General features: G+C 71.1%; 17 protein-coding genes. 6 read left to right on the top strand and 11 right to left on the bottom strand.

All coding sequences use genetic code 11. The features are described from left to right. Nucleotides 1-17: 17 nt before the first annotated feature. Together ACOJV9_RS01615 and dapE are read right to left on the bottom strand one after the other, a co-directional pair. Complete coding sequence (locus ACOJV9_RS01615) at nucleotides 18-752, bottom strand: LOG family protein (protein WP_420183759.1); 735 nt, start codon at nucleotides 750-752, stop codon at nucleotides 18-20. A 56-nt stretch (nucleotides 753-808) separates the two neighbouring features. Beyond that, nucleotides 809-1,906 (bottom strand): succinyl-diaminopimelate desuccinylase, encoded by a 1,098-nt coding sequence (gene dapE, locus ACOJV9_RS01610; protein ID WP_420183424.1) that lies wholly within the window; start codon nucleotides 1,904-1,906, stop codon nucleotides 809-811. Nucleotides 1,907-2,010: 104 nt separating this feature from the next. Between dapE and dapD the strand changes: the two genes are divergently transcribed. From dapD to ACOJV9_RS01590, 4 genes are all read left to right on the top strand, one after another. Next, a complete protein-coding gene (dapD, locus tag ACOJV9_RS01605; RefSeq protein WP_420183423.1) occupies nucleotides 2,011-2,934 on the top strand; it encodes a 2,3,4,5-tetrahydropyridine-2,6-dicarboxylate N-succinyltransferase in 924 nt (307 codons plus the stop codon). After that, the gene (locus ACOJV9_RS01600) at nucleotides 2,934-3,815 is read left to right on the top strand and encodes a hypothetical protein (RefSeq protein ID WP_420183422.1); all 882 of its coding nucleotides are present in this window, start codon (nucleotides 2,934-2,936) and stop codon (nucleotides 3,813-3,815) included. The genes dapD and ACOJV9_RS01600 overlap by 1 nt, the downstream gene beginning before the upstream one ends. A gap of 227 nt (nucleotides 3,816-4,042) precedes the next feature. Next, on the top strand, nucleotides 4,043-4,303 hold the full coding sequence (locus ACOJV9_RS01595) for a DUF3072 domain-containing protein (protein ID WP_420183758.1): 261 nt from the start codon (nucleotides 4,043-4,045) through the stop codon (nucleotides 4,301-4,303). A 102-nt stretch (nucleotides 4,304-4,405) separates the two neighbouring features. Beyond that, nucleotides 4,406-5,986, top strand: a complete 1,581-nt coding sequence (locus ACOJV9_RS01590; RefSeq protein ID WP_420183421.1) for an HNH endonuclease signature motif containing protein — start codon at nucleotides 4,406-4,408, stop codon at nucleotides 5,984-5,986. Between the two features lie 248 nt (nucleotides 5,987-6,234). Here ACOJV9_RS01590 and ACOJV9_RS01585 read toward each other — a convergent pair whose 3' ends face one another. The 3 genes from ACOJV9_RS01585 to fdxA form a co-directional block, all read right to left on the bottom strand. Beyond that, a complete protein-coding gene (locus tag ACOJV9_RS01585) occupies nucleotides 6,235-7,533 on the bottom strand; it encodes a citrate synthase (RefSeq protein ID WP_420183420.1) in 1,299 nt (432 codons plus the stop codon). Nucleotides 7,534-7,635: 102 nt separating this feature from the next. Then, nucleotides 7,636-8,772 (bottom strand): succinyldiaminopimelate transaminase, encoded by a 1,137-nt coding sequence (dapC, locus tag ACOJV9_RS01580; protein WP_420183419.1) that lies wholly within the window; start codon nucleotides 8,770-8,772, stop codon nucleotides 7,636-7,638. 3 nt (nucleotides 8,773-8,775) lie between these two features. Beyond that, a complete protein-coding gene (fdxA, locus tag ACOJV9_RS01575) occupies nucleotides 8,776-9,102 on the bottom strand; it encodes a ferredoxin (protein WP_420183418.1) in 327 nt (108 codons plus the stop codon). A gap of 20 nt (nucleotides 9,103-9,122) precedes the next feature. Between fdxA and ACOJV9_RS01570 the strand changes: the two genes are divergently transcribed. Then, a complete protein-coding gene (locus ACOJV9_RS01570) occupies nucleotides 9,123-10,157 on the top strand; it encodes a GNAT family N-acetyltransferase (protein WP_420183417.1) in 1,035 nt (344 codons plus the stop codon). 6 nt (nucleotides 10,158-10,163) lie between these two features. Here the strand turns inward: ACOJV9_RS01570 and ACOJV9_RS01565 are convergent, their stop codons facing one another. From ACOJV9_RS01565 to ACOJV9_RS01540, 6 genes are read right to left on the bottom strand one after another with little or no spacing between them, the layout of a single operon-like run. Next, nucleotides 10,164-11,879, bottom strand: a complete 1,716-nt coding sequence (locus tag ACOJV9_RS01565; RefSeq protein WP_420183416.1) for a VanW family protein — start codon at nucleotides 11,877-11,879, stop codon at nucleotides 10,164-10,166. Nucleotides 11,880-11,915: 36 nt separating this feature from the next. Then, the gene (locus tag ACOJV9_RS01560) at nucleotides 11,916-12,419 is read right to left on the bottom strand and encodes a flavin reductase family protein (RefSeq protein ID WP_420183415.1); all 504 of its coding nucleotides are present in this window, start codon (nucleotides 12,417-12,419) and stop codon (nucleotides 11,916-11,918) included. Beyond that, a complete protein-coding gene (locus ACOJV9_RS01555) occupies nucleotides 12,416-13,282 on the bottom strand; it encodes a PIG-L family deacetylase (RefSeq protein ID WP_420183414.1) in 867 nt (288 codons plus the stop codon). Before ACOJV9_RS01555 ends, ACOJV9_RS01560 begins: the two co-directional genes overlap by 4 nt. Continuing rightward, the gene (locus tag ACOJV9_RS01550) at nucleotides 13,279-15,087 is read right to left on the bottom strand and encodes an ABC transporter substrate-binding protein (protein ID WP_420183413.1); all 1,809 of its coding nucleotides are present in this window, start codon (nucleotides 15,085-15,087) and stop codon (nucleotides 13,279-13,281) included. The genes ACOJV9_RS01555 and ACOJV9_RS01550 overlap by 4 nt, the downstream gene beginning before the upstream one ends. Nucleotides 15,088-15,128: 41 nt before the next feature. Next, nucleotides 15,129-17,033, bottom strand: coding sequence for a translational GTPase TypA (gene typA / locus ACOJV9_RS01545; RefSeq protein ID WP_420183412.1), 1,905 nt, complete (start codon nucleotides 17,031-17,033; stop codon nucleotides 15,129-15,131). A gap of 25 nt (nucleotides 17,034-17,058) precedes the next feature. After that, nucleotides 17,059-17,496: a (deoxy)nucleoside triphosphate pyrophosphohydrolase gene (locus tag ACOJV9_RS01540; RefSeq protein ID WP_420183411.1), complete on the bottom strand. Its 438-nt coding sequence runs from the start codon at nucleotides 17,494-17,496 to the stop codon at nucleotides 17,059-17,061. A gap of 192 nt (nucleotides 17,497-17,688) precedes the next feature. Here ACOJV9_RS01540 and ACOJV9_RS01535 point away from each other — a divergent pair, with 192 nt between their 5' ends. After that, nucleotides 17,689-19,368, top strand: coding sequence for an ABC transporter substrate-binding protein (locus ACOJV9_RS01535; RefSeq protein ID WP_420183410.1), 1,680 nt, complete (start codon nucleotides 17,689-17,691; stop codon nucleotides 19,366-19,368). Nucleotides 19,369-19,381 lie beyond the last annotated feature (13 nt).

Here is a 19,381-nt window from a genome sequence, read left to right as displayed (position 1 = left end):
CGCGGACGCAGGACCGCTCATTCCGCGTGCGTGCCGGTCCCCTCCGGAGCATCCGGGGCATTGCCGCGGTCCGACGCGACGATGATCTCGACCGCCTCGGACGGGTCGTCGGTGACCGTGATCAGCGCGAGGTCCGCGGCGCTGACCGTGCCGCTCGCCAGAGCCGAGTCCGTGAGCCAGTCCAGCAGTCCCTGCCAGTAGGCCCTGCCCATGAGGATGATCGGGAACGAGGTGACCTTCTGGGTCTGCACCAGCGTGATCGCCTCGAAGAGCTCGTCCAGCGTGCCGAACCCGCCGGGGAGGACGATGAAGCCCTGCGAGTACTTGACGAACATCGTCTTGCGGGCGAAGAAGTAGCGGAAGTTCACCCCGAGGTCGACGAACGAGTTCAGCCCCGTCTCGAAGGGCAGCTCGATCCCGAGCCCGACCGACGTGCCGCCCGCCTCGCAGGCTCCCTTGTTGGCCGCCTCCATGGCGCCCGGCCCGCCGCCGGTGATGACGGAGTAGCCGGCGCGGACGAGCTCGGCTCCGACCCGCTCCCCCAGCGCGTAGGTCGGGTCGTCCGGGTGGGTGCGCGCCGAGCCGAAGACGCTCACGGCCGGGCCGAGCTCGGCCAGGGCGCCGAAGCCCTCGACGAACTCGGACTGGATCCGCAGCACCCGCCACGGATCGGTGTGGACCCAGTCGGCCGAGCCGCGGTCGTCGAGCAGGCGCTGGTCGGTGGTCTCCGCGGGCACCTTCGACCGGCGCATGACCACCGGGCCCTGGTGGTAGTCATGAGACTCGTCCCAGGGCTGCTGGCCCTCGCTCACGCGCCCACCTCGGGAGCGCCGGCGAGCCACCGGAGCATCGCGGCCTCGGCGGACACGAGGTGGTCGACGGGGCACCGCTCCTCGTCGTGGTGCGCGAGGTTGGGGTCACCGGGTCCGAAGTTCACGGCCGGCACGCCCATCGCCTGGAACCGCGCGACATCGGTCCAGCCCTGCTTGGCGACGACCTCGGTGCCCAGGGCCTCGACGAACGCCTTGGCCGCGGGCAGGTCCAGACCGGGCCGTGCTCCCCCGGCGTTGTCGGTGACCTCGAAGGTCAGCCCCTCGAAGACCTCGTGCATGTGCGCGACGGCCTCCTCCTCGGAGCGGTCCGGCGCGTAGCGGTAGTTCACTGACACCGTGCACCGGTCCGGGATGACGTTGCCGGCGATGCCGCCGGAGATGCTGACGGCGTTGAGGGCCTCGCGGAACTCGAGTCCGTCGACCATGACGGTCCGGGTCTCGTATGCCGTGAGGCGGTTGAGGACGTCGGCGGCGTCGTGGATGGCGTTGTGACCGTTCCACGGCCGGGCCGAGTGTGCGGCGGCGCCCTTGGTGCTGATGTCGATCCGCATCGTGCCCTTGCAGCCGCCCTCGACGATGGCGCCGGTCGGCTCGAGCAGGACCGCGAAGTCGGCGTCCTCGATGAGGTCGGGTCGCTGCTGCTGGACGTGCAGCAGCCCGTTGTGCTCGCTCTCGATCTCCTCACCCTCGTAGAAGACGTAGGTGACGTCACGAGTGGGCCCGGGAACCGTTGCGGCGAGGCGCAGCTGGACGGCGACACCGCCCTTCATGTCGACCGTGCCGCGCCCCCACAGCACCTCGCCCTCGGGCGAGGGCAGGCGCCGGGTCGGGAGGTTGGGGGGGTCCGTGAGCGGCACGGTGTCGATGTGACCGGCGAGGACCACCCGCTCGCCACGACCGAGGTCGGTCCGCGCCACGACGGTGTTGCCGAGGCGGGTGACCGTGAGGTGCCCGAGGGGTCGCAGGGCCTCCTCGATGGCGTCGCAGACGGTGCCCTCGTCGAGGCTCACCGACTCGATGTCGCAGAGGGCAGCGGTCAGGGTGACAACGTCGGACGTGAGGTCGAGCGGCATACGTCGACCCTAGCGGCGCAGGTGGGCGGCACCCGAGCGGTCTCCACCCGGGAGGCGCCGGACGGCCTCCGTCAGGCACAGACCCGCCCCCTACCCTTGACGCCATGACCGCGCGCACCGCACACGGCTTCGGCCTCCTCACCCTGCACGGCGACACCGTCCTCGACGCCTGGTTCCCGGCGCCGGCACTGGGCCGCTCCGACGGGTCGAGCGAGCCGGCGGGCCTGTCCGGCCTCGCCGTCGCCGACGAGGCCCGCGGGGTGACGCGTGAGGTGCGTCTGGTCGAGGCCGACTTGGACGCCGCCCCGACCGATGCCGCCGACGCGTGGCTGAGGCTGCACCTGCTCTCGCACCGCCTCGTGCAGCCCAACTCGATCTCTCTCGACGGCCTCTTCGGCACGCTCACCAACGTCGTCTGGACCAACCACGGCCCGTGCGCCGTCGACGACTTCGAGAGCACGCGGCTGGCCCTGCTGGCCCGCGGCCCGGTGCAGGTCTTCGGCGTCGACAAGTTCCCGCGGATGACCGACTACGTCCTGCCCTCGGGCGTGCGCATCGCCGACGCCGACCGGGTCCGCCTGGGCGCCCACCTCGCCAGCGGCACGACGGTGATGCACGAGGGCTTCGTCAACTTCAACGCCGGCACCCTCGGCACCTCGATGGTCGAGGGACGCATCTCGCAGGGCGTCGTCGTGGGCGACGGCTCCGACATCGGCGGCGGGGCGTCCACGATGGGCACCCTCTCCGGCGGCGGGACCGAGCGCGTGTCGATCGGCGAGCGCTGCCTGCTGGGCGCGGAGTCGGGCCTGGGCATCGCCCTCGGGGACGACTGCGTCATCGAGGCCGGTCTCTACGTCACCGCCGGCACCAAGGTCACCCTGCCCGACGGCACGGTCACCCGGGCCAGCGAGCTGTCGGGGCAGTCCAACCTGCTCTTCCTGCGCAACTCGGTCACCGGCACCGTCGAGGCGCGTCCGCGGGACGGCCACGGCATCGTGCTGAACTCGGCGCTGCACGCGAACGACTGATGGCCGCACGACGTCGGCCCGTGGCCCTCGCCGAGGAGACGCGGGGTGGGGCATCGCGATGGATCGCGCGCGGCCTCATCCTCACGCTTCTCGCCCTGGTCGCCCTGGGGGCGTGGTTCGGAGGCCGCTCCCTGCTGGTCGGCGCCTTCGGTCCACGGTGCCAGGCGACGGCCGGTGGCACCTCGGTCGACTTCGACCCCGACCAGATGAGCAACGCCGCCACCATCACCGCTCTCGCCCTGCGCCGCGGGCTTCCCGCGCGGGCTGCCACGATCGCGCTGGCGACGGCCATCCAGGAGTCCAAGCTGCGCAACATCCGCTACGGGGACCGCGACTCGGTCGGCCTGTTCCAGCAGCGTCCGTCGCAGGGCTGGGGCACGGTGGAGCAGATCCTCGACCCCGAGTACTCCACCGACAAGTTCTACGACGCCCTCGTCAAGGTCGACGGCTGGGAGAGCGGCACCATCACGGTCGTCGCGCAGAAGGTCCAGCGCAGCGCCTACCCCGAGGCCTACGCCGACCACGAGCAGGAGGGCCGCATCCTCGCCTCCGCCCTCGCCGGCCACTCTCCTCGCGGGATCGGCTGCCGGCTCGACGACGCGGAGCGTGAGGCCGACGTCCCCATGATCGGCCGGCTGGTCGACTCCGAGTACGGCCTCGAGGCGACCGCCGGCAAGGGCACCCTGACGGTCGCCGCGCCCAGTGACCGGCTCGCCGCGTCGATCGCCTCCTGGTCGGTCGCCAAGGCCGTCGACACCGGCATCACCGGGGTCACGATCGGGGACCGCCGCTGGAGCCGCAGCCGCGACTCGTCGTCGTGGTCGTGGCAGGAGACGGACACACCGGCGCCTGCCCGGCAGGTCGTCCTCCACCTCACCTGAGCGGGGCTTCCACACGTCGCGTATGCCGGTGACGCACCTGCCGTCGCCGCGCCGGTGGTCGTCCGAAATGCTGCGACGACTCTGGTGTCGACGTCGCATCCGCGAGGTACGGTCGAGTCATGACATCGAACACGCATTCGAACGAGCCGCGCCCCGACGACGCCGAGCAGCCTGCTCCGCTGGAGGCGCCCGCGCCCACCGAAGAGCCCATGTCCACCGAGGAGCCCATGCCCACCGAGGAGCCAGCAGCCGCTGGCCAGCGCGCCAACGACAGCGGTGACGTCCTCGGCGGTCCCAGGCCGACGACCACGGAGAAGGACCCGAGCGACTGGGTCACCGGGGACGAGCCCATGACAGGCGCCCAGCGCAGCTACCTCGACACGCTGGCACGCGAGGCCGGCGAGGAGCTCTCCGCCGACATGACGAAGGCTGAGGCCTCCGAGCACATCGACCGCCTGCAGGAGCGCACGGGCCGCGACGGCACCTGACCAGTCGGGAGCGAGCCTGCGACACGAGCACCCCTGTGTCGCAGGCTCGCTCGCTCCTCGGGCAGACCGGGGACTGTCAGTGGTGGCTTGTAGGTTTGCGGTATGGAGCTCGACGAGGCACTGACGGCGCTGCGGTCCGCGACCGCGGGTGTCGCGCGTGCTCTCGGCGAGATGGATCTGTCGTCGTTGACGCGGGAGCAGCTGCTCTCGGTGGTCGAGGAGACGCACCGGGCGTCCAACGTGCTGGCCGGGGTGGAGACGGTGGCGGTGGCGCATGTCGCGGCGGTCGAGGACGTCGTGGACCAACACGGTCAGTGGGGGCAGCAGCACCGCGGGCTGGGTCACCGGGCGCTGGACGCGCCGGAGCTGGTCGGGCCGACGCTGGGGATCACCGTGCAGGCGGCGGCGACGCGGGTCGAGGTCGCCATCCATCAGGTGACGACCACGCCCGCGCTGGTCGGGCAGATGCTCGCCGGTGACCTCGACGCATGGCGGGCCCGGGTGGTGACCACCGAGGTCGAGCCGTGCCCCGAGGACGGTGCCGCCGTGATCGTCGACGCGCTGGTGGGCCACTACGAGGCGCGGGGCGGCTGGGACGAGACGACGGGGCCGTTGCGTGCGCGGGTGCGGCGGATGGTCGCTCGGGCGCACCCTGAGCTGGTCGCGAAGCAGGCGAAGGAGGCACGCGAGGGCCGGTCGGTGCGCCGCTCGCCGGCGACGATGGGCACGGACCACTGGGAGGCGGAGCTGCCGGTGGAGAGCTCGACGTTGATGTGGCAGGCCGTCGAGACCCTGGCCCGCACGTTGCGGCGCCAGGACCCGGACCTGACCCTGGCGCAGGCCCGTGCGGACGCGCTGGCGCAGCTGGTACTGGCCCGGGCCGACGCGACCGTCCACCTGCACGCCACCGTCCCCACCGAGGACGCGCCAACCGACACCCGGGCCCAGTCGTCCCGCTCGGGCGGGCCGCAGCTGACCGAGGTCAGCGGGCTCGGGTCCACCACGCCGACGCTGGTCGACCTCGACGCGCTGGGTGAGAGCGCCAGTGTCGTGCCGTCCACGCGTTTGGTGTGCGACTCGGACACTGGTGCCGTCGTTGGCGGAGGCGTCCCCGCGTCCCTGGCGAAGCGGGCCCGCAGGGACGCCGCCCGCCGCAATGACGGATATGTCGTCCCACCGGACATGGCTCGGCTCGTGCGGCTGCGCGACGGGCGATGTCGGTTCCCGAGCTGCTCCATCAACGCGATTTACACCGACCAGGACCACGTCATACCGTGGCCGGTCGGCGCCACCACCCCGACCAACCTGATGTGCCTGTGCCGGCGACATCACCGCATCAAGCAACGTCACGGCTGGTCCGTCCGGCTCGACCCCGACGGCACTGCCCACTGGAGCGACCCCGCCGGCCGGCCGTGGGTCACCCACCCCGTCGACCACCTCGACCGGGCAATCGTCCCCGGCGCCTCCGCCGTGCCACCCGATGTTCGAGCAGCCAGGCCAACGACTGCCCACTGCCCGACGGTCGGCGGCAAGTCACAGATCCGACTCCTGGGCCTCGACGAGATTCCTTCGCTCCTCGAGGACCAGCTCCGACGATGCCTCGAGCTCGCGGTGCTCACTGGGCCACCACCGACCATCACGGTGGCATGCCCGACTCAATACCCGGCGGCGCCACCGTTCTAACGGAGCGCCCAGTCCGCCCACCTGACGTGCACTGATCCTGCTCATTCCCCGCGCTGATGTATCTCAGGGTGACAGGGTGTGGTCGCGCCCGCGCTGGATCGACCGCCTCCTCCCCGACGTCGACGTCGAGGGTGAGAAGCTCGGCCGCCACCGGGCCTGACCGCCCGCACCATGCCGAGAGCCCCGGCCTGCATCGTGCAGGTCGGGGCTCTCGTGTGCCGTGTGCCGGGCAGAGCCCGGGCGCAGCCTCAGCGGCTGGAGATCGCCTTGTAGTCGCGCTCGGTGGCGCCGGTGTAGATCTGGCGCGGGCGGCCGATCTTCGTGGCCGGGTCCTCGATCATCTCGCGCCACTGCGCGATCCAGCCGGGCAGCCGGCCGAGGGCGAAGAGCACCGTGAACATCTTGGTCGGGAAGCCCATCGCCTTGTAGATCAGGCCGGTGTAGAAGTCGACGTTCGGGTAGAGCTTGCGCTCGATGAAGTAGTCGTCCTCGAGGGCGCGCTGCTCGAGCTGGAGGGCGATGTCGAGAAGGGGGTCACGGACGCCGTCCTTGTGCAGGATGGTGTCGGTCGTCTGCTTGATGATCGCGGCGCGCGGGTCGTAGTTCTTGTAGACCCGGTGGCCGAAGCCCATGAGCTTGACTCCGTCCTGCTTGTCCTTGACCTTGCGCACGAAGCTGTCGACGTCGCCGCCGTCCTTGAGGATGCCGTCGAGCATCTCGAGGACCGCCGAGTTGGCGCCACCGTGCAGCGGCCCGGACAGCGCGTGGATGCCGGCCGAGACGGAGTTGAACAGGTTGGCGTGGGCCGAGCCGACGAGGCGCACCGTCGAGGTCGAGCAGTTCTGCTCGTGGTCCGCGTGCAGGATGAGGAGCTGGTCGAGCGCCTTGACCATGTCGGGGTCGATGTCGTAGTCCGTCGCCGGGACGCCGAACGTCATCCGCAGGAAGTTCTCGGTGAGCGACAGCTCGTTGTCCGGGTAGAGGAACGGCTGGCCGATGCTCTTCTTGTAGGCGTAGGCCGCGATCGTCGGGAGCTTCGCGAGGAGGCGGATCGTCGAGATCTCGACGTGCTCCTTGTCGAACGGGTCGAGGCTGTCCTGGTAGAAGGTGCCCAGCGCGCCGACCGCCGACGAGAGCACCGGCATCGGGTGCGCGTCACGAGGGAAGCCGCTGAAGAAGCCCTTGAGGTCCTCGTGCAGCATCGTGTGCTGGCGCACGCGCTCGGTGAAGTCCTCGAGCTCGGTGGCCGACGGCAGCTCGCCATAGATGAGGAGGTACGAGACCTCGAGGAAGCTGGACTTCTCGGCCAGCTGCTCGATCGGGTAGCCGCGGTAGCGCAGGATGCCCTCGTCACCGTCGATGTAGGTGATGGCGCTCGCGCACGACGCGGTGTTGACGAAGCCGATGTCGACGGTGACGTCCCCCGTCTCCTTGAGCAGGGTGGAGATGTCGTAGCCGTTGTTGCCCTCGGTGGCCTTCACGTAGGGGAAGTTGAGAGTCTTCCCGGCCACCTGGAAGGCCGCCCCGGCGGCGGAGTCAGTGCTCATCGTCAGATCAATCCTCACGTCTCGGGCGAGCTCGCAGTGGCACCGCTCGCGCACCAGTGACGCTACCCCAGACGCCGACGAGGGCGAAAAGGGAGGGCGGGGTCAGCCCGCGGTGAGACGGGCCGCGGCCGCCCTGATCCGGTCGTCCGGCGCGGTCAGCGCGATCCGCACGTGCTGCCGTCCGCCGGGACCGTAGAAGGTGCCGGGGGCGGCGAGGATGCCGTGCTCGGCCAGCCGCTCCAGCGTCACCCGGGCGTCCTCCCCCGCGGTCGCCCAGAGGTAGAGGCCGGCGTCGCTGTCGGTGACCTCGAGCCCGAACGCACGGACGGCCGGGAGCAGGGTCTCGCGGCGCGCGGCATACACGGCCCTCTGTGCCTCGACGTGGGCCGAGTCGCCCACGGCCGCGGTGAGCGCGACCTGCACCGGCCAGGGGACGATCATCCCGGCGTGCTTGCGGACCTCGAGGAGCCGACGCACGAGGCGCGGGTCGCCCGCGACGAAGGCGGCGCGGTAGCCCGCGAGGTTGGACTGCTTCGAGAGCGAGTAGACGGCGAGCAGTCCCTCGTGGGAGCCACCCGTCACCGCGGGGTCGAGGATCGAGGGTGTGGTCGGTGCCGTCTCGGAGCCGCGGTCGGTGCGCCAGTCGAGCTCGGCGTAGCACTCGTCGCTCGCCACGACGACCCCGTGGCGACGCGCCCACGCGACCACCTTGGCGAGGTGCGGGATCCCGAGGACCTTGCCGGTCGGGTTGCCGGGACTGTTGACCCACAACAGCTTCGGCGTGGTGGAGGGTGTCAGCGGGCCCAGCGCGGCGAGTCCGTCCACCACCCGGGGGGTGGCTCGCGCCAGGCGCGCACCGACGTCGTAGGTCGGGTAGGCCGCCGACGGGAACCCCACGACGTCCCCGGCACCGAGGCCGAGCAGGGTCGGCAGCCAGGCGACGAGCTCCTTGCTGCCGATCGTCGGCATCACCCCGTCCGGGTCCACGTCCGGCACGCCTCGCCTCGTCGCGAACCAGCGCGCCACGGCCTCGCGCAACGCTGGCGTGCCCCGCGTCTGGGGGTAGCCGGGCGCGTCGGCGGCCGACCTCAGCGCCTCCTGCACCACCGCCGGCGTGGGGTCCACCGGCGTCCCGACGGACAGGTCGACCAGCCCGAGGCCGTCATCGGTGGCAACGGAACTCGCCCGCTCCTTGAGTGGAGCGAGCGAGTCCCAGGGGAAGTCGGGGAGGTCGAGCAAGGATCACACGTCGTGCGACTGCGGCGGCAGGTCCGCGATGAGCGGGTGGTCCTTGGGGATGAGGCCCATCTTGGCGGCACCACCGGGGCTGCCGAGGTCGTCGAAGAACTCGACGTTGGCCTTGTAGTAGTCGGCCCACTGCTCGGGGGTGTCGTCCTCGTAGTAGATCGCCTCGACCGGGCAGACCGGCTCGCACGCGCCACAGTCCACGCACTCGTCGGGGTGGATGTAGAGGGAGCGCTCGCCCTCGTAGATGCAGTCGACGGGGCATTCCTCGATGCAGGCCTTGTCCTTGAGGTCGACACAAGGCTGCGCGATCACGTACGTCATGCCGCCATAGTATGCCGATCGTGCCCGCCTCCCCCGACGCCCTCCACATCGGCGCGCGGGTCGTCGTCCGCTACCGCCTCGAGCCGTCCGAGACGCGAGCCACGCCGGGCCACCCCACGATGACCGACGCCCTCGGCGACCTGGTCCACCGCGACGCCGCCGTGCTCGTCGTCGAGACCCGGCGTGGCCGCGTGTCGGTGCCACGCGAGCGGGTCGTGACGGTCAAGGAGGTCCCGCCCGCACCGAGCCGCCGGGCGGCCCCCGCGCACCTCGCCCTGTCAGTGACCGATATGGCTCGCGTCACCGCCCCGAGCTGGGGCGCCCTCGAGCGGGAACCGCTCGGCGACTGGGAGCTGCGGGCCTCCCACGGCTTCACCCAGAGGGGCAGCTCCGCCCTCGCGCTCGGCGACCCGGGCCTGGCGCTCCCCGACGCGGTCGACCACGTCGAGCACTGGTATGCCGTTCGCGCACTGCCGCCCCGCGTGGCCCTTCCCGGGCCGACCGGGTTCGACCCCGGCGGGGACCCGGTCGGGGCCGAGCTCCTCGCGCGGGGCTGGACGGCGGGCGGTCGCAGCCTCACCCTCACCGCGCCGACCGCGGTCGTCGCCGCAGCCGACCCCGGGGGACCCGGGGTGACGGTGACGGAGGAGCTGGACGAGCCGTGGCTCGAGGCCTACCGCCGCAGCCGGACCGTCGTCGAGTCCGCGGTGGTGGCGGTGCTCACCGGCAGCCCGCGCCAGCTGTTCGCGCGGGTGGACGCCGAGGACGGGCCAGGAGGGCAGCAGCACCAGCAGTCCCCGGTCGCCATCGGCCGGCTCGCCGTCGCCCACGGGTGGGCCGGGCTCGGCGCCGTCTGGACCGACCCGTCGGCGCGGGGTCGTGGACTGGCCCGGCACCTCACCGCGCGGCTGGTCGCACACGCCGCCGCGGACGGCATACGGCTGGTCCACCTGCAGGTGGAGGCGGACAACCTCACCGCCCTGGCCCTCTACGGACGACTCGGGTTCGAGGCGCACTCGGAGTACGCCCACCTCACCGGACCGGAGCGCTCCTGAGCGACGTCACTTCGCGTCGGGATGCGTGCAGGTGACGTCGTCCTCGGGGTTGTAGTGGGTGGTGAAGGGCTGCGTCCGCACGGTCGTGCCGCCCTGCTTGAAGATGCGCGTCACGGTGACGTCGAAGCCCACGACGGGGTTCTGGGTGATGCACTCCGGCGAGGGGTCGGTGATCTTCTTCGGCTGGACGATGTTGCGTCGCGGGCTCTTCGTGGACGTGACGTCCCACTTCTTCGTGCCGTAGAACGCCACGGTCACCTGGCCACCGCTCGATGACGCCCGGATGTAGATGCCGCCGTCGGTGGTGTTGACCCACTTGTTGTCCGGGTAGGGGAAGGAGATCGTCGCCTCCCGGCCCTCGGGGTAGCGCGAGATGTAGAACCCGTGCGCCATGTACTCCTTGAACTCGACCCCCGCGAAGAACGCCGCGTTGAACAGGGTCGTCGAGACCTGCGAGATGCCGCCGCCGTAGTTCTCGCTGAGGCGGCCGTTGCTGATGACGCCTCCCTTGGCGTAGCCCTTCTCGGGGGTGCGCTGGCCCAGGACCCCGTTGAGGCTGAAGGTGCCGCCGGGCGGGACGAAGGTGCCGTTGAGCGTGCGGGCCGCGAGCCGGATGTTGGTGACGCGACCGCCGCCGTTCGCGGGGAAGTACGTCGTGAAGGTCGAGATGAGGCCCTTGGGCAGGGTCGCCTTCGCCTTCTCCGTCGTGTAGCTCGGCTGCGACACGGTCACGGGGATGGTGGCGGCTCGCTCGGGTGAGGTCAGCGCCGCCGTCACGGGAGCGACGATCTTGGTCGCGTCGAGGGCGACGCCGGTCTGCGACGGCACGACCCGGGGCTGCCCGCTCGCGTAGGCCACCCTGGCGTCCCTGGCCCGCTTGGTGGCGCCGGCCTTCCTCGCGGCGTCCGTCACGGCCGCGATGATGACCTTGTCGTCGAACGCCGGCGTGATCTTGCCCTCCGCGTCGGCGGGGAAGCTGATGGCGGGGGCGAGCCTGGCCGCAGGGATCTCGAAGGCCTTGTCACCCACCTTGACGGCGACCGGCCCGGACATCGCCTTGTCGGCGAACTCGGTCTTGACCCGCTGGAGCTCCTCGGCCGCGACCTTGGGAGCGGACTCGTCGACCGGCGCGACGACCGGCGAGCTGCGCGGCCACGTGGAGGCGATGGTCTCCGCCGTGCGGTCGACGTCGACGGTCTGGCCCGCGACGGGCGGGGTCAGGGCGACCTTGCCGCCCTTGACCGACAGGCTGCCCTCCTTGGGTGCCACGTCGAGCGCCTTGGCGGCCGCCGTCACGGCCGCCTCGAGCTTCGCCTCGTCGACGTCGGTCTCGAGCGTGCGGGTCACCCCACCGGTGAGGTGCCCGACGACCTTGACGGGGTTGAGGCTGAAGCCGGTCAGGTCGGCGACCGACTCGTCGAGGTCGACGGAGAGCCCGGCGTCCGCGGGCGCGATGGTCGCGGTCCGGCCACCCGCCGTGAGCGTCACCGGCGCCGCCGCTCGGGCGGCGGTCCCGCTCTCGAGGGCGCTGCGCGCCTCACCGGGGGACATGCCGCCGACCTGGACCCCTCCGACCTCGGTGCCGCTGGGCGCGCGGCCGCTGGCGTAGGCCGCCACGCCGACGTACCCGCCGATCAGCACGACGAGGGCACCGAGGAGCGCGACGATCGCTCCCAGGCGGCGTCGCGGCTGGCCCGTGTCCGGGTCGAAGTCGTCGGTCATCGTGTTCCTTGCTGGAGTTCTCGAGGTGGAGCAGGGTCAGGCGAGGGCGGAGTACTGTCCGCGGAAGTGTACGAGGGCAGCCTTGGGATCGGCCGCCAAGCGCGCGGCGCGCACCTCGGCGACGAAGATGGCGTGGTCACCGGCCGGGTGGACGTCGCGCACGTCGCACTCGAGCGTCGCGAGGCTCCCGTCGAGGAGGGCGACCCCGGACTCGCCCCGGTGGTGGGGAGCACGGTCCATCTGCCCGGGCAGGGGGCGGCCGGGCGTGGCGAACCACGAGGCGAGCGCGCGCTGGTCGGAGGCGAGGATGCTGATCCCGAAGACCCCGGACTCCCGTGCGGCGTCGTGGAAGCGGGCGTCGGTCTCCACGCAGACGAGCAGGAGCACCGGGTCGAGGGAGACGCTCGTCAGCGAGTTGGCGGTGAGCGCGTGGTCCTGCCCCGACGAGGTCGTCGTCAGCACGACGACCCCCTTGGCCAGCCGGCCCATGACGTGCCGGTAGGTGCCGGTGTCGACGCCCTCCCCCTCCGCGATGCTCACGCGTCCGCCTCCAGCAGTCCGCGGCGCCCCGGCCCCCGGCTGGGTGAGAGCGTCCCGGAGCGCGGGTCCATCCGCGCGAACCCCTCGCGTCCGGGCAGGCGTGAGACGACGTCGTTGGAGAGGGCGAACCAGCCGTTCCCGACGACGACCTGGGTCGCGTGGGCGCGCAGCGCCTCCATCTGGCGGGGCACGACGGACGGGTCCACCACGGCGTGGGTGACGACCTCGTCGTCGACCACCGAGGGTGCGACGGGGTCGCTCGGTGACGGGACGGCATACCCGCTGTCCTCCGGGACGTGGTCTGCGAGCCAGGCACGGTCCTCGGCGACCCAGGACCGTGGGGTGAGGGTGACGTAGAGCACCGGCGGCGCGGGCATCTCGGACAGGGCGAGACGGACGGCGTCGTGCACCCGGATGTGGTCCGGGTGGCCGTAGCCGCCCTCCGCGTCGTAGGTCACGACCACGTCCGGGGCGATGTCGGCGATGGTCGAGCGAACCAGGCCGGCGACCTGCTGCAGCTCGGTGCTGGCGAGCGCCCGGGGGTGCGCGAACGCCTGCGACCCGACCATCCCGGAGTCGCGGTATGCCGGCTCGTCACCCTCCGTTGCCGCGCCCAGCAGGTGCGAGCTCACCCCGAGGACGGCCACGGCGCCGGCGAGCTCCGTGCGCCGATGGGCGGCCAACGGGTCGCCCTGCGCACCCTCCAGGTGGGCCAGCTCGGCCGGGATGACCTCGCCCTCCTCACCGAGCGTGCAGGTGAGGAGGTGGACGTCGTCGCCACGCTCGACGTGGTGGAGGATCGCCACGCCGGTCGCGAGGGTCTCGTCGTCGGGGTGCGCGTGCACGAAGAGGAGGCGGCTCATCGGCGGACCGCGATGTCGGCGAACTCGACGACGCCGCCGATGACCTCGTTGGCGGAGAGGTTGCGCACGTCGCTCCCGGCGATGTAGAGCGAGCGGCGTTCGGCGAGGCCGACGTAGGCGCCGACGGACTGGAGCCGCACGTCGAGGGCGGCCCACGCCTTCTCGCGCTCGCCACGGTCGGCGATCGCACTGATGCGGACGATCTCGCTGTCGACCGCGGTGTCCGAGAAGTAGCCGTAGTCCCGGCCCGGCCCGACCGTGCTGAGGTTGACCGAGCTGTCGAACAGCGCCGGCAGGATGGTGCTGGCCGACGCCCAGGCGGGAGCCCAGTTCGACCAGAAGACGTCGTACGTCGTGGCCGCTGCGGGCTGCGAGATCGTGGAGAAGTACTCCTCCTCCAGCGGGACGAGCGTCGGAGTGAAGCCCGCGTCGGTCCATCCGGCCACGAGCGCCGCCATCGCCTTGTCGGCGGCCGGGCTCGAGCGGTAGGCCACACGGATCGGCACCGGCAGCGTCAGGCCCGCCTTGCCGAGGAGGACCTTGGCGGCGTCGGGGTCGCCCCGCTCACCGGACGCCAGCGGGCTCTCGTCGTGGTGGGCGGGCAGCGACTCCGGGATGAGCGAGGCGGTCGGACGCCCCGCGGTCTCGCCACCCAGGGCGGTGACGTAGGCGCTCCGGTTCGTGGACACGGCGAGCGCCTGGCGGGCCGGGACCGAGGTGAAGACCTTGCTCCTGAGGTTGGGCACGAGGTAGTCCACGAGGCCGGTGTCCGCGGTGACCGAGCGGTCGCTCAGCGCCTCGACCGTGACGATGTGCTGCTGGATGGCCGGTGGCACAGAGCCCAGCGCGACGGCGCCCCGGGAGCTGTCGCCGTCGGCCATGATCTGCTGGGCGACCGTCTGGGTCTCGATGCCCTCCTGGTACTCGATGCGGTCGGGGTAGCCCTGCCGCACCTCGTCGCTCGTCGCCTTCCAGTGCGGGTTGCGCACCCAGGAGCCACCGGTCGAGGCGCGCCACGGCGCGGCCAGCCGGTAGGGACCGTTGGAGAACACCTCGAACGTGCCCTCGCCCCGTTTGTCGGCGCTCTTCTTGACCGGGGCGAAGGCCGGCTGCGTCACCATCTCGTTGAAGTCGCTCACGGGGGAGCTCAGCGTGAAGGTGATCGTGGCGCCCTTGCACACCACGGCCTTGTCGAACGCTGCGACCCCGGCGGCCGCGGGCGCGCCACCGACGTAGGGCCCCCGGTAGACGGGGGTGCCGTCGGGGAGCTTGGGGATCGCCAGCACGGCGAGCGCGTCGGTGGACCCGCCCGACACGACGTCGGTCGCGAACGTGCGCGAGATGCCGTACTTGACGTCCTCGCAGGTCACTGGGGACCCGTCCTCCCAGGCGACGTCCTCACGGAGCGTGAACGACCAGGCCGTGAGGTTCGCGTTGGGCGACCCGGTGTCGGTGGCGAGGTCACCGATGAGCCGCGACTGGTTGCGGGTGTCGGTGCTCGGCTGGTACGCGGTGAGGGTCCGCAGGAACGTGCGGCCCGCGAACGCGGCGTCGTCGCGCGAGGCGATGCGCTGAGGGTCCCACGTGAGCACCGGGCCCAGCGAGAGCGCGCGCAGCGTGCCGCCCGCCTCGTCGGTGCGCTCGTCGGCGACGGCCGCCCGGGGCGTGCTCGCCTCTTCGTCACCCCGGTCGAGCAGGCTGCACCCGCCGACGGAGCCGAGCAGACCGAGGACCGCCGCCGCAGCCGCCGACCGGGACCGTCGGGCTCGGGCCGGACGGGAGGGCTGGCGGCTGCGGGGGGTCACTGCGGGGACATCCTGACGGTCAGCGGGGACGCCGCGGCGCCTCAGGCCTTGTTGCGCGCGCGGGAGGCGGTGCGCCCGCGGACGGTCTGGTCGAGCTCCACCTTGCGGATGCGGACGGCCTCCGGGGTCACCTCGACGCACTCGTCCTCACGGCAGAACTCCAGGGCCTGCTCGAGGGTGAGGCGTCGGGGCGGGACGACCTTCTCGAAGTTGTCCGCGGAGGAGGCGCGCACGTTGGTGAGCTTCTTCTCCTTGGTGATGTTGACGTCCATGTCGTCGGCACGCGAGTTCTCGCCGACGATCATGCCCTCGTAGACCTCGGTCGCCGGCTCGACGAACAGGGTCCCGCGCTCCTGCAGGTTCACCATCGAGTAGGCAGTGACCGGGCCAGTGCGGTCGGCGACGAGCGATCCTGACGTGCGGGTCGTGATGGTGCCGAACCACGGCTCGTAGGCCTCGAACACGTGGTGCGCGATGCCGGCACCGCGGGTGTCCGTGAGGAACTGCGTCCGAAAGCCGATGAGGCCACGGGAGGGGACGAGGAACTCCATGCGGACCCAGCCGGTCCCGTGGTTCGTCATCTGCTCCATGCGCCCCTTGCGCGCGGCGAGGAGCTGGGTGATGGCGCCGAGGTACTCATCCGGGGTGTCGATGGTGAGGCGCTCGACCGGCTCGTGGAGCTTGCCGTCGATCTGCTGGGTGACGACCTGCGGCTTGCCGACGGTGAGCTCGAAGCCCTCACGCTTCATCTGCTCGACGAGGATGGCCAGGGCGAGCTCGCCGCGGCCCTGGACCTCCCAGGCATCCGGGCGCTCGGTCGGCAGGACGCGGAGCGACACGTTGCCGACGAGCTCCTTGTCGAGACGGTCCTTGACCATGCGGGCCGTGACCTTCGAGCCGCGGACCCGGCCGACCATGGGGCTGGTGTTGGTGCCGATCGTCATGGAGATGGCCGGCTCGTCGACCGTGATGATCGGCAGGGCGACCGGGTGCTCGGCGTCGGCGATGGTGTCGCCGATCATGATGTCGGGGATGCCCGCGATGGCGATGATGTCGCCGGGCCGGGCCGACTTGCCCTCCTCGAGCGGCTTGCGCTCGAGGGCCTCGGTCATGAGCAGCTCGGTGATCTTGACGCGCTCGATGGAGCCGTCGTGCTTGCACCAGGCGACCTGCTGGCCCTTCTTGATCTCACCGTTGAAGACGCGCAGCAGCGCGAGGCGGCCGAGGAAGTTGGACGCGTCGAGGTTGGTGACGTGGGCCTGCAGCGGCGACTCGGTGTCGTAGGTCGGCGCCGGGATGGTGTTGATGATCGTCGCGAAGAGGGAGGTGAGGTCCTCACCCAGCGGCAGGCCACCGTCCTCGGGGCGCTCGAGCGAGGCGCGACCGTTCTTCGCCGAGGCGTAGACGATGGGGAACTCGATCTGGTCCTCGGAGGCGTCGAGGTCGATGAAGAGCTCGTAGACCTCGTCGACGACCTCCTGGATGCGGGAGTCGGGGCGGTCGACCTTGTTGATGCAGAGGATGACCGGCATCTTGGCCGCGAGCGCCTTGCGCAGCACGAAGCGGGTCTGCGGCAGCGGGCCCTCCGACGCGTCGACGAGCAGGACGACGCCGTCGACCATCGACAGGCCGCGCTCGACCTCGCCACCGAAGTCGGCGTGGCCGGGGGTGTCGATGATGTTGATGGTGAGGCCGTCGGCGAGACCGGCGTCGGCGGCGGCCTTGCCGGCGTAGTGGACGGCGGTGTTCTTCGCGAGGATGGTGATCCCCTTCTCGCGCTCGAGGTCACCGGAGTCCATGACGCGCTCGCCGGTGCTCTCGACGGTGGCGCGCTCGGCGAAGGCGCCGGACTCCCAGAGCATCTTGTCGACCAGCGTGGTCTTTCCGTGGTCGACGTGCGCGACGATGGCGACGTTACGGATGTCGTCGCGAGTAGTGATGGGCATAACCGCCAGTCTCTCAGGGATTGGCTCAGGGACGAAAACGTGCGGCCAGCGCCTCCACGATCGGGAGGTCGGCAGGCAGCCACGGGACGGCATACAGCTCGTCGTGGGCCAGCCACCGCAGCAGGTCGTGGTCCTCCACCGGCTCCGGTGACCCCGACGTCACGACCGCGAGGTGCACGGTCATGGTGTAGCGGGCGCCGAGCGGCCACCGGCCGCGCTCCAGCGGACCCTCGACCACCTCGCCCAGGGCGATCTCGACACCGAGCTCCTCGGCCACCTCCCGGTGCAGCGCCTCGACCGTGCTCTCCCCCGGGTCGACCTTGCCGCCGGGCAGCTCCCAGCCGCCCGCGAGCGCGGGCGGTTCCGTGCGGCGGGCGGCGAGGATCCGTGTCGGCGAGGTGAGGTCGTCGACGATCGCGGCACCCACCACCTCGACCGGCTCGTCCTCCTGTTCGGTGCTCATGCCGCACATCCTCCCGACCCGTCGGTCTCACTCCGATAAACAATGTCGTGGCGCCTGATTCCCCCGGGCGAATGTCGCTAGGGTCATCGAGTCCATGCAGCGAGGCACGGCACACCCGGCTTCGCTGCACGGTCCCCATCCCCCGGGAGTCAACCGTGGCTCTCGAGGTTCGCACATCCAAGCGAGGTATCGATGACGTTCAAGCGCAAGGCGACCCCGGTCGCCGTGCTGGCGGTTGCAGCGCTGGCCCTTTCGGCCTGCGCCCAGTCCGACCGTGACGACTCCGGGTCGGACACGGGCTCCTCCTCCGGTTCCGACGGAGGCTCGTCCACCTTCACCTTCGGCGCCGCTGGCGCCCCCAAGGTCATGGACCCCTTCTACGCCACCGACGGGGAGACCTTCCGGGTCACCCGTCAGATGTTCGAGGGGCTCGTCGGCATCAAGGCCGGCAGCGCCGAGATCGAGCCCGAGCTCGCCGAGAAGTGGGAGCCGGACGCGTCCGGCACCAACTGGACCTTCACCCTGCGTGAGGGCGTGAAGTTCCACGACGGCGAGCCCTTCAACGCGGACGCCGTGTGCAAGAACTTCGAGCGGATGTTCGACCAGAACGCCGCCGGGCAGGTCGCCGCCGAGTACTGGGCCGGCACCTTCGGCGCGTTCAAGGCCAAGGCCGCCGAGTCGCTCTACAAGGGCTGCGAGGCCAAGGACGAGAAGACCGCGGTCCTGTCCATCACCCGCCCCACCTCCGGCTTCCCGACCTTCCTGTCGCTCGACTCGCTCTCCATGCAGTCGCCCAAGGCGATGGACGCGGGCAAGGCCAACGACGTCGTCGCCCAGGGCGAGGGCTTCGTCTACCCCGCCTACTCCAAGGCCGGCGTCGGCACGGGCCCCTACAAGCTCGAGAAGTACGACGAGGCCAACAAGACGGTCACGCTCGTGCGCAACGACGACTACTGGGGCGAGAAGGCCAAGAACGCCAAGATCGTCTTCAAGATCGTCCCCGACGAGAGCACCCGTCGCCAGGAGCTCGAGGCCAAGAGCATCAACGGCTACGACCTCCCGAACGCGGCTGACTGGAAGGGCCTCGAGGAGGCCGGCAACAAGGTCGAGATCCGCCCGGCGTTCAACGTGTTCTACCTCGGCCTCAACCCGACCAAGAACGCCAAGCTCACCGACCTCAAGGTCCGCAAGGCCATCTACCAGGCCATCAACCGCGACGAGCTCGTCAAGACCCAGCTCCCCGAGGGCGCCAAGGTCGCGACGCAGATGATGCCCGACACCGTCAGCGGCTACAACAAGAGCCTCGAGGCGGTGGCGTACGACCCCGCGGCGGCCAAGGCGGCCATCGCGGCGGCCGGTGGGCTGACGCTCACCTTCGCGTACCCGTCCGAGGTCACGCGTCCGTACATGCCGAACCCGCAGAAGCTGTACCAGGCGATGGCGGGTGACCTCGAGGCCGCCGGCATCAAGGTCAACACCGTCACCAAGCCGTGGAACGGTGGCTACCTCGACGGGGTTGACGCCAACGCGTTCGACGCCTTCCTCCTCGGGTGGACCGGTGACTACGACGCCGCGCACAACTTCATCGGCACCTTCTTCGGCAGCCTCGACGCCAACAACTTCGGTCTGGCCAAGCACTCGTTCGGCAGCAAGCTCGCCGGTGACCTGGCCAAGGCCGACGCCATCGTCGACGAGGCCGAGCGCACGAAGACGTACGAGGAGCTGAACCGCCAGATCCAGGAGGAGTACCTCCCGGCCCTCGCGATCAGCCACTCCCCGCCGGCGCTCGTCGTCGGTGAGGACGTCGAGGGCGTCGTGCCCTCACCGCTCACCGCGGAGGAGTTCAGTGGCGTGACCGTCGGCGGCAAGTGAGCCTGCCCGCTCG

The organism is Knoellia terrae (assembly GCF_048606435.1).
GTDB lineage: Bacteria > Actinomycetota > Actinomycetes > Actinomycetales > Dermatophilaceae > Knoellia > Knoellia terrae.
Note: the sequence above shows the minus strand (reverse complement) of the source record. Positions and strands in the feature narration are given on the sequence as shown.

Coding starts and splice junctions, on each gene's coding strand:
- ACOJV9_RS01565 (WP_420183416.1), bottom strand. CDS start 11,879: ATGACCGACGACTTCGACCCGGACACGGGCCAGCCGCGACGCCGCCTG.
- ACOJV9_RS01615 (WP_420183759.1), bottom strand. CDS start 752: ATGCGCCGGTCGAAGGTGCCCGCGGAGACCACCGACCAGCGCCTGCTC.
- ACOJV9_RS01590 (WP_420183421.1), top strand. CDS start 4,406: ATGGAGCTCGACGAGGCACTGACGGCGCTGCGGTCCGCGACCGCGGGT.
- dapD (WP_420183423.1), top strand. CDS start 2,011: ATGACCGCGCGCACCGCACACGGCTTCGGCCTCCTCACCCTGCACGGC.
- dapE (WP_420183424.1), bottom strand. CDS start 1,906: ATGCCGCTCGACCTCACGTCCGACGTTGTCACCCTGACCGCTGCCCTC.
- ACOJV9_RS01595 (WP_420183758.1), top strand. CDS start 4,043: ATGCCCACCGAGGAGCCAGCAGCCGCTGGCCAGCGCGCCAACGACAGC.
- fdxA (WP_420183418.1), bottom strand. CDS start 9,102: ATGACGTACGTGATCGCGCAGCCTTGTGTCGACCTCAAGGACAAGGCC.
- ACOJV9_RS01540 (WP_420183411.1), bottom strand. CDS start 17,496: ATGAGCACCGAACAGGAGGACGAGCCGGTCGAGGTGGTGGGTGCCGCG.
- typA (WP_420183412.1), bottom strand. CDS start 17,033: ATGCCCATCACTACTCGCGACGACATCCGTAACGTCGCCATCGTCGCG.
- ACOJV9_RS01555 (WP_420183414.1), bottom strand. CDS start 13,282: ATGAGCCGCCTCCTCTTCGTGCACGCGCACCCCGACGACGAGACCCTC.
- ACOJV9_RS01585 (WP_420183420.1), bottom strand. CDS start 7,533: ATGAGCACTGACTCCGCCGCCGGGGCGGCCTTCCAGGTGGCCGGGAAG.
- ACOJV9_RS01535 (WP_420183410.1), top strand. CDS start 17,689: ATGACGTTCAAGCGCAAGGCGACCCCGGTCGCCGTGCTGGCGGTTGCA.
- ACOJV9_RS01600 (WP_420183422.1), top strand. CDS start 2,934: ATGGCCGCACGACGTCGGCCCGTGGCCCTCGCCGAGGAGACGCGGGGT.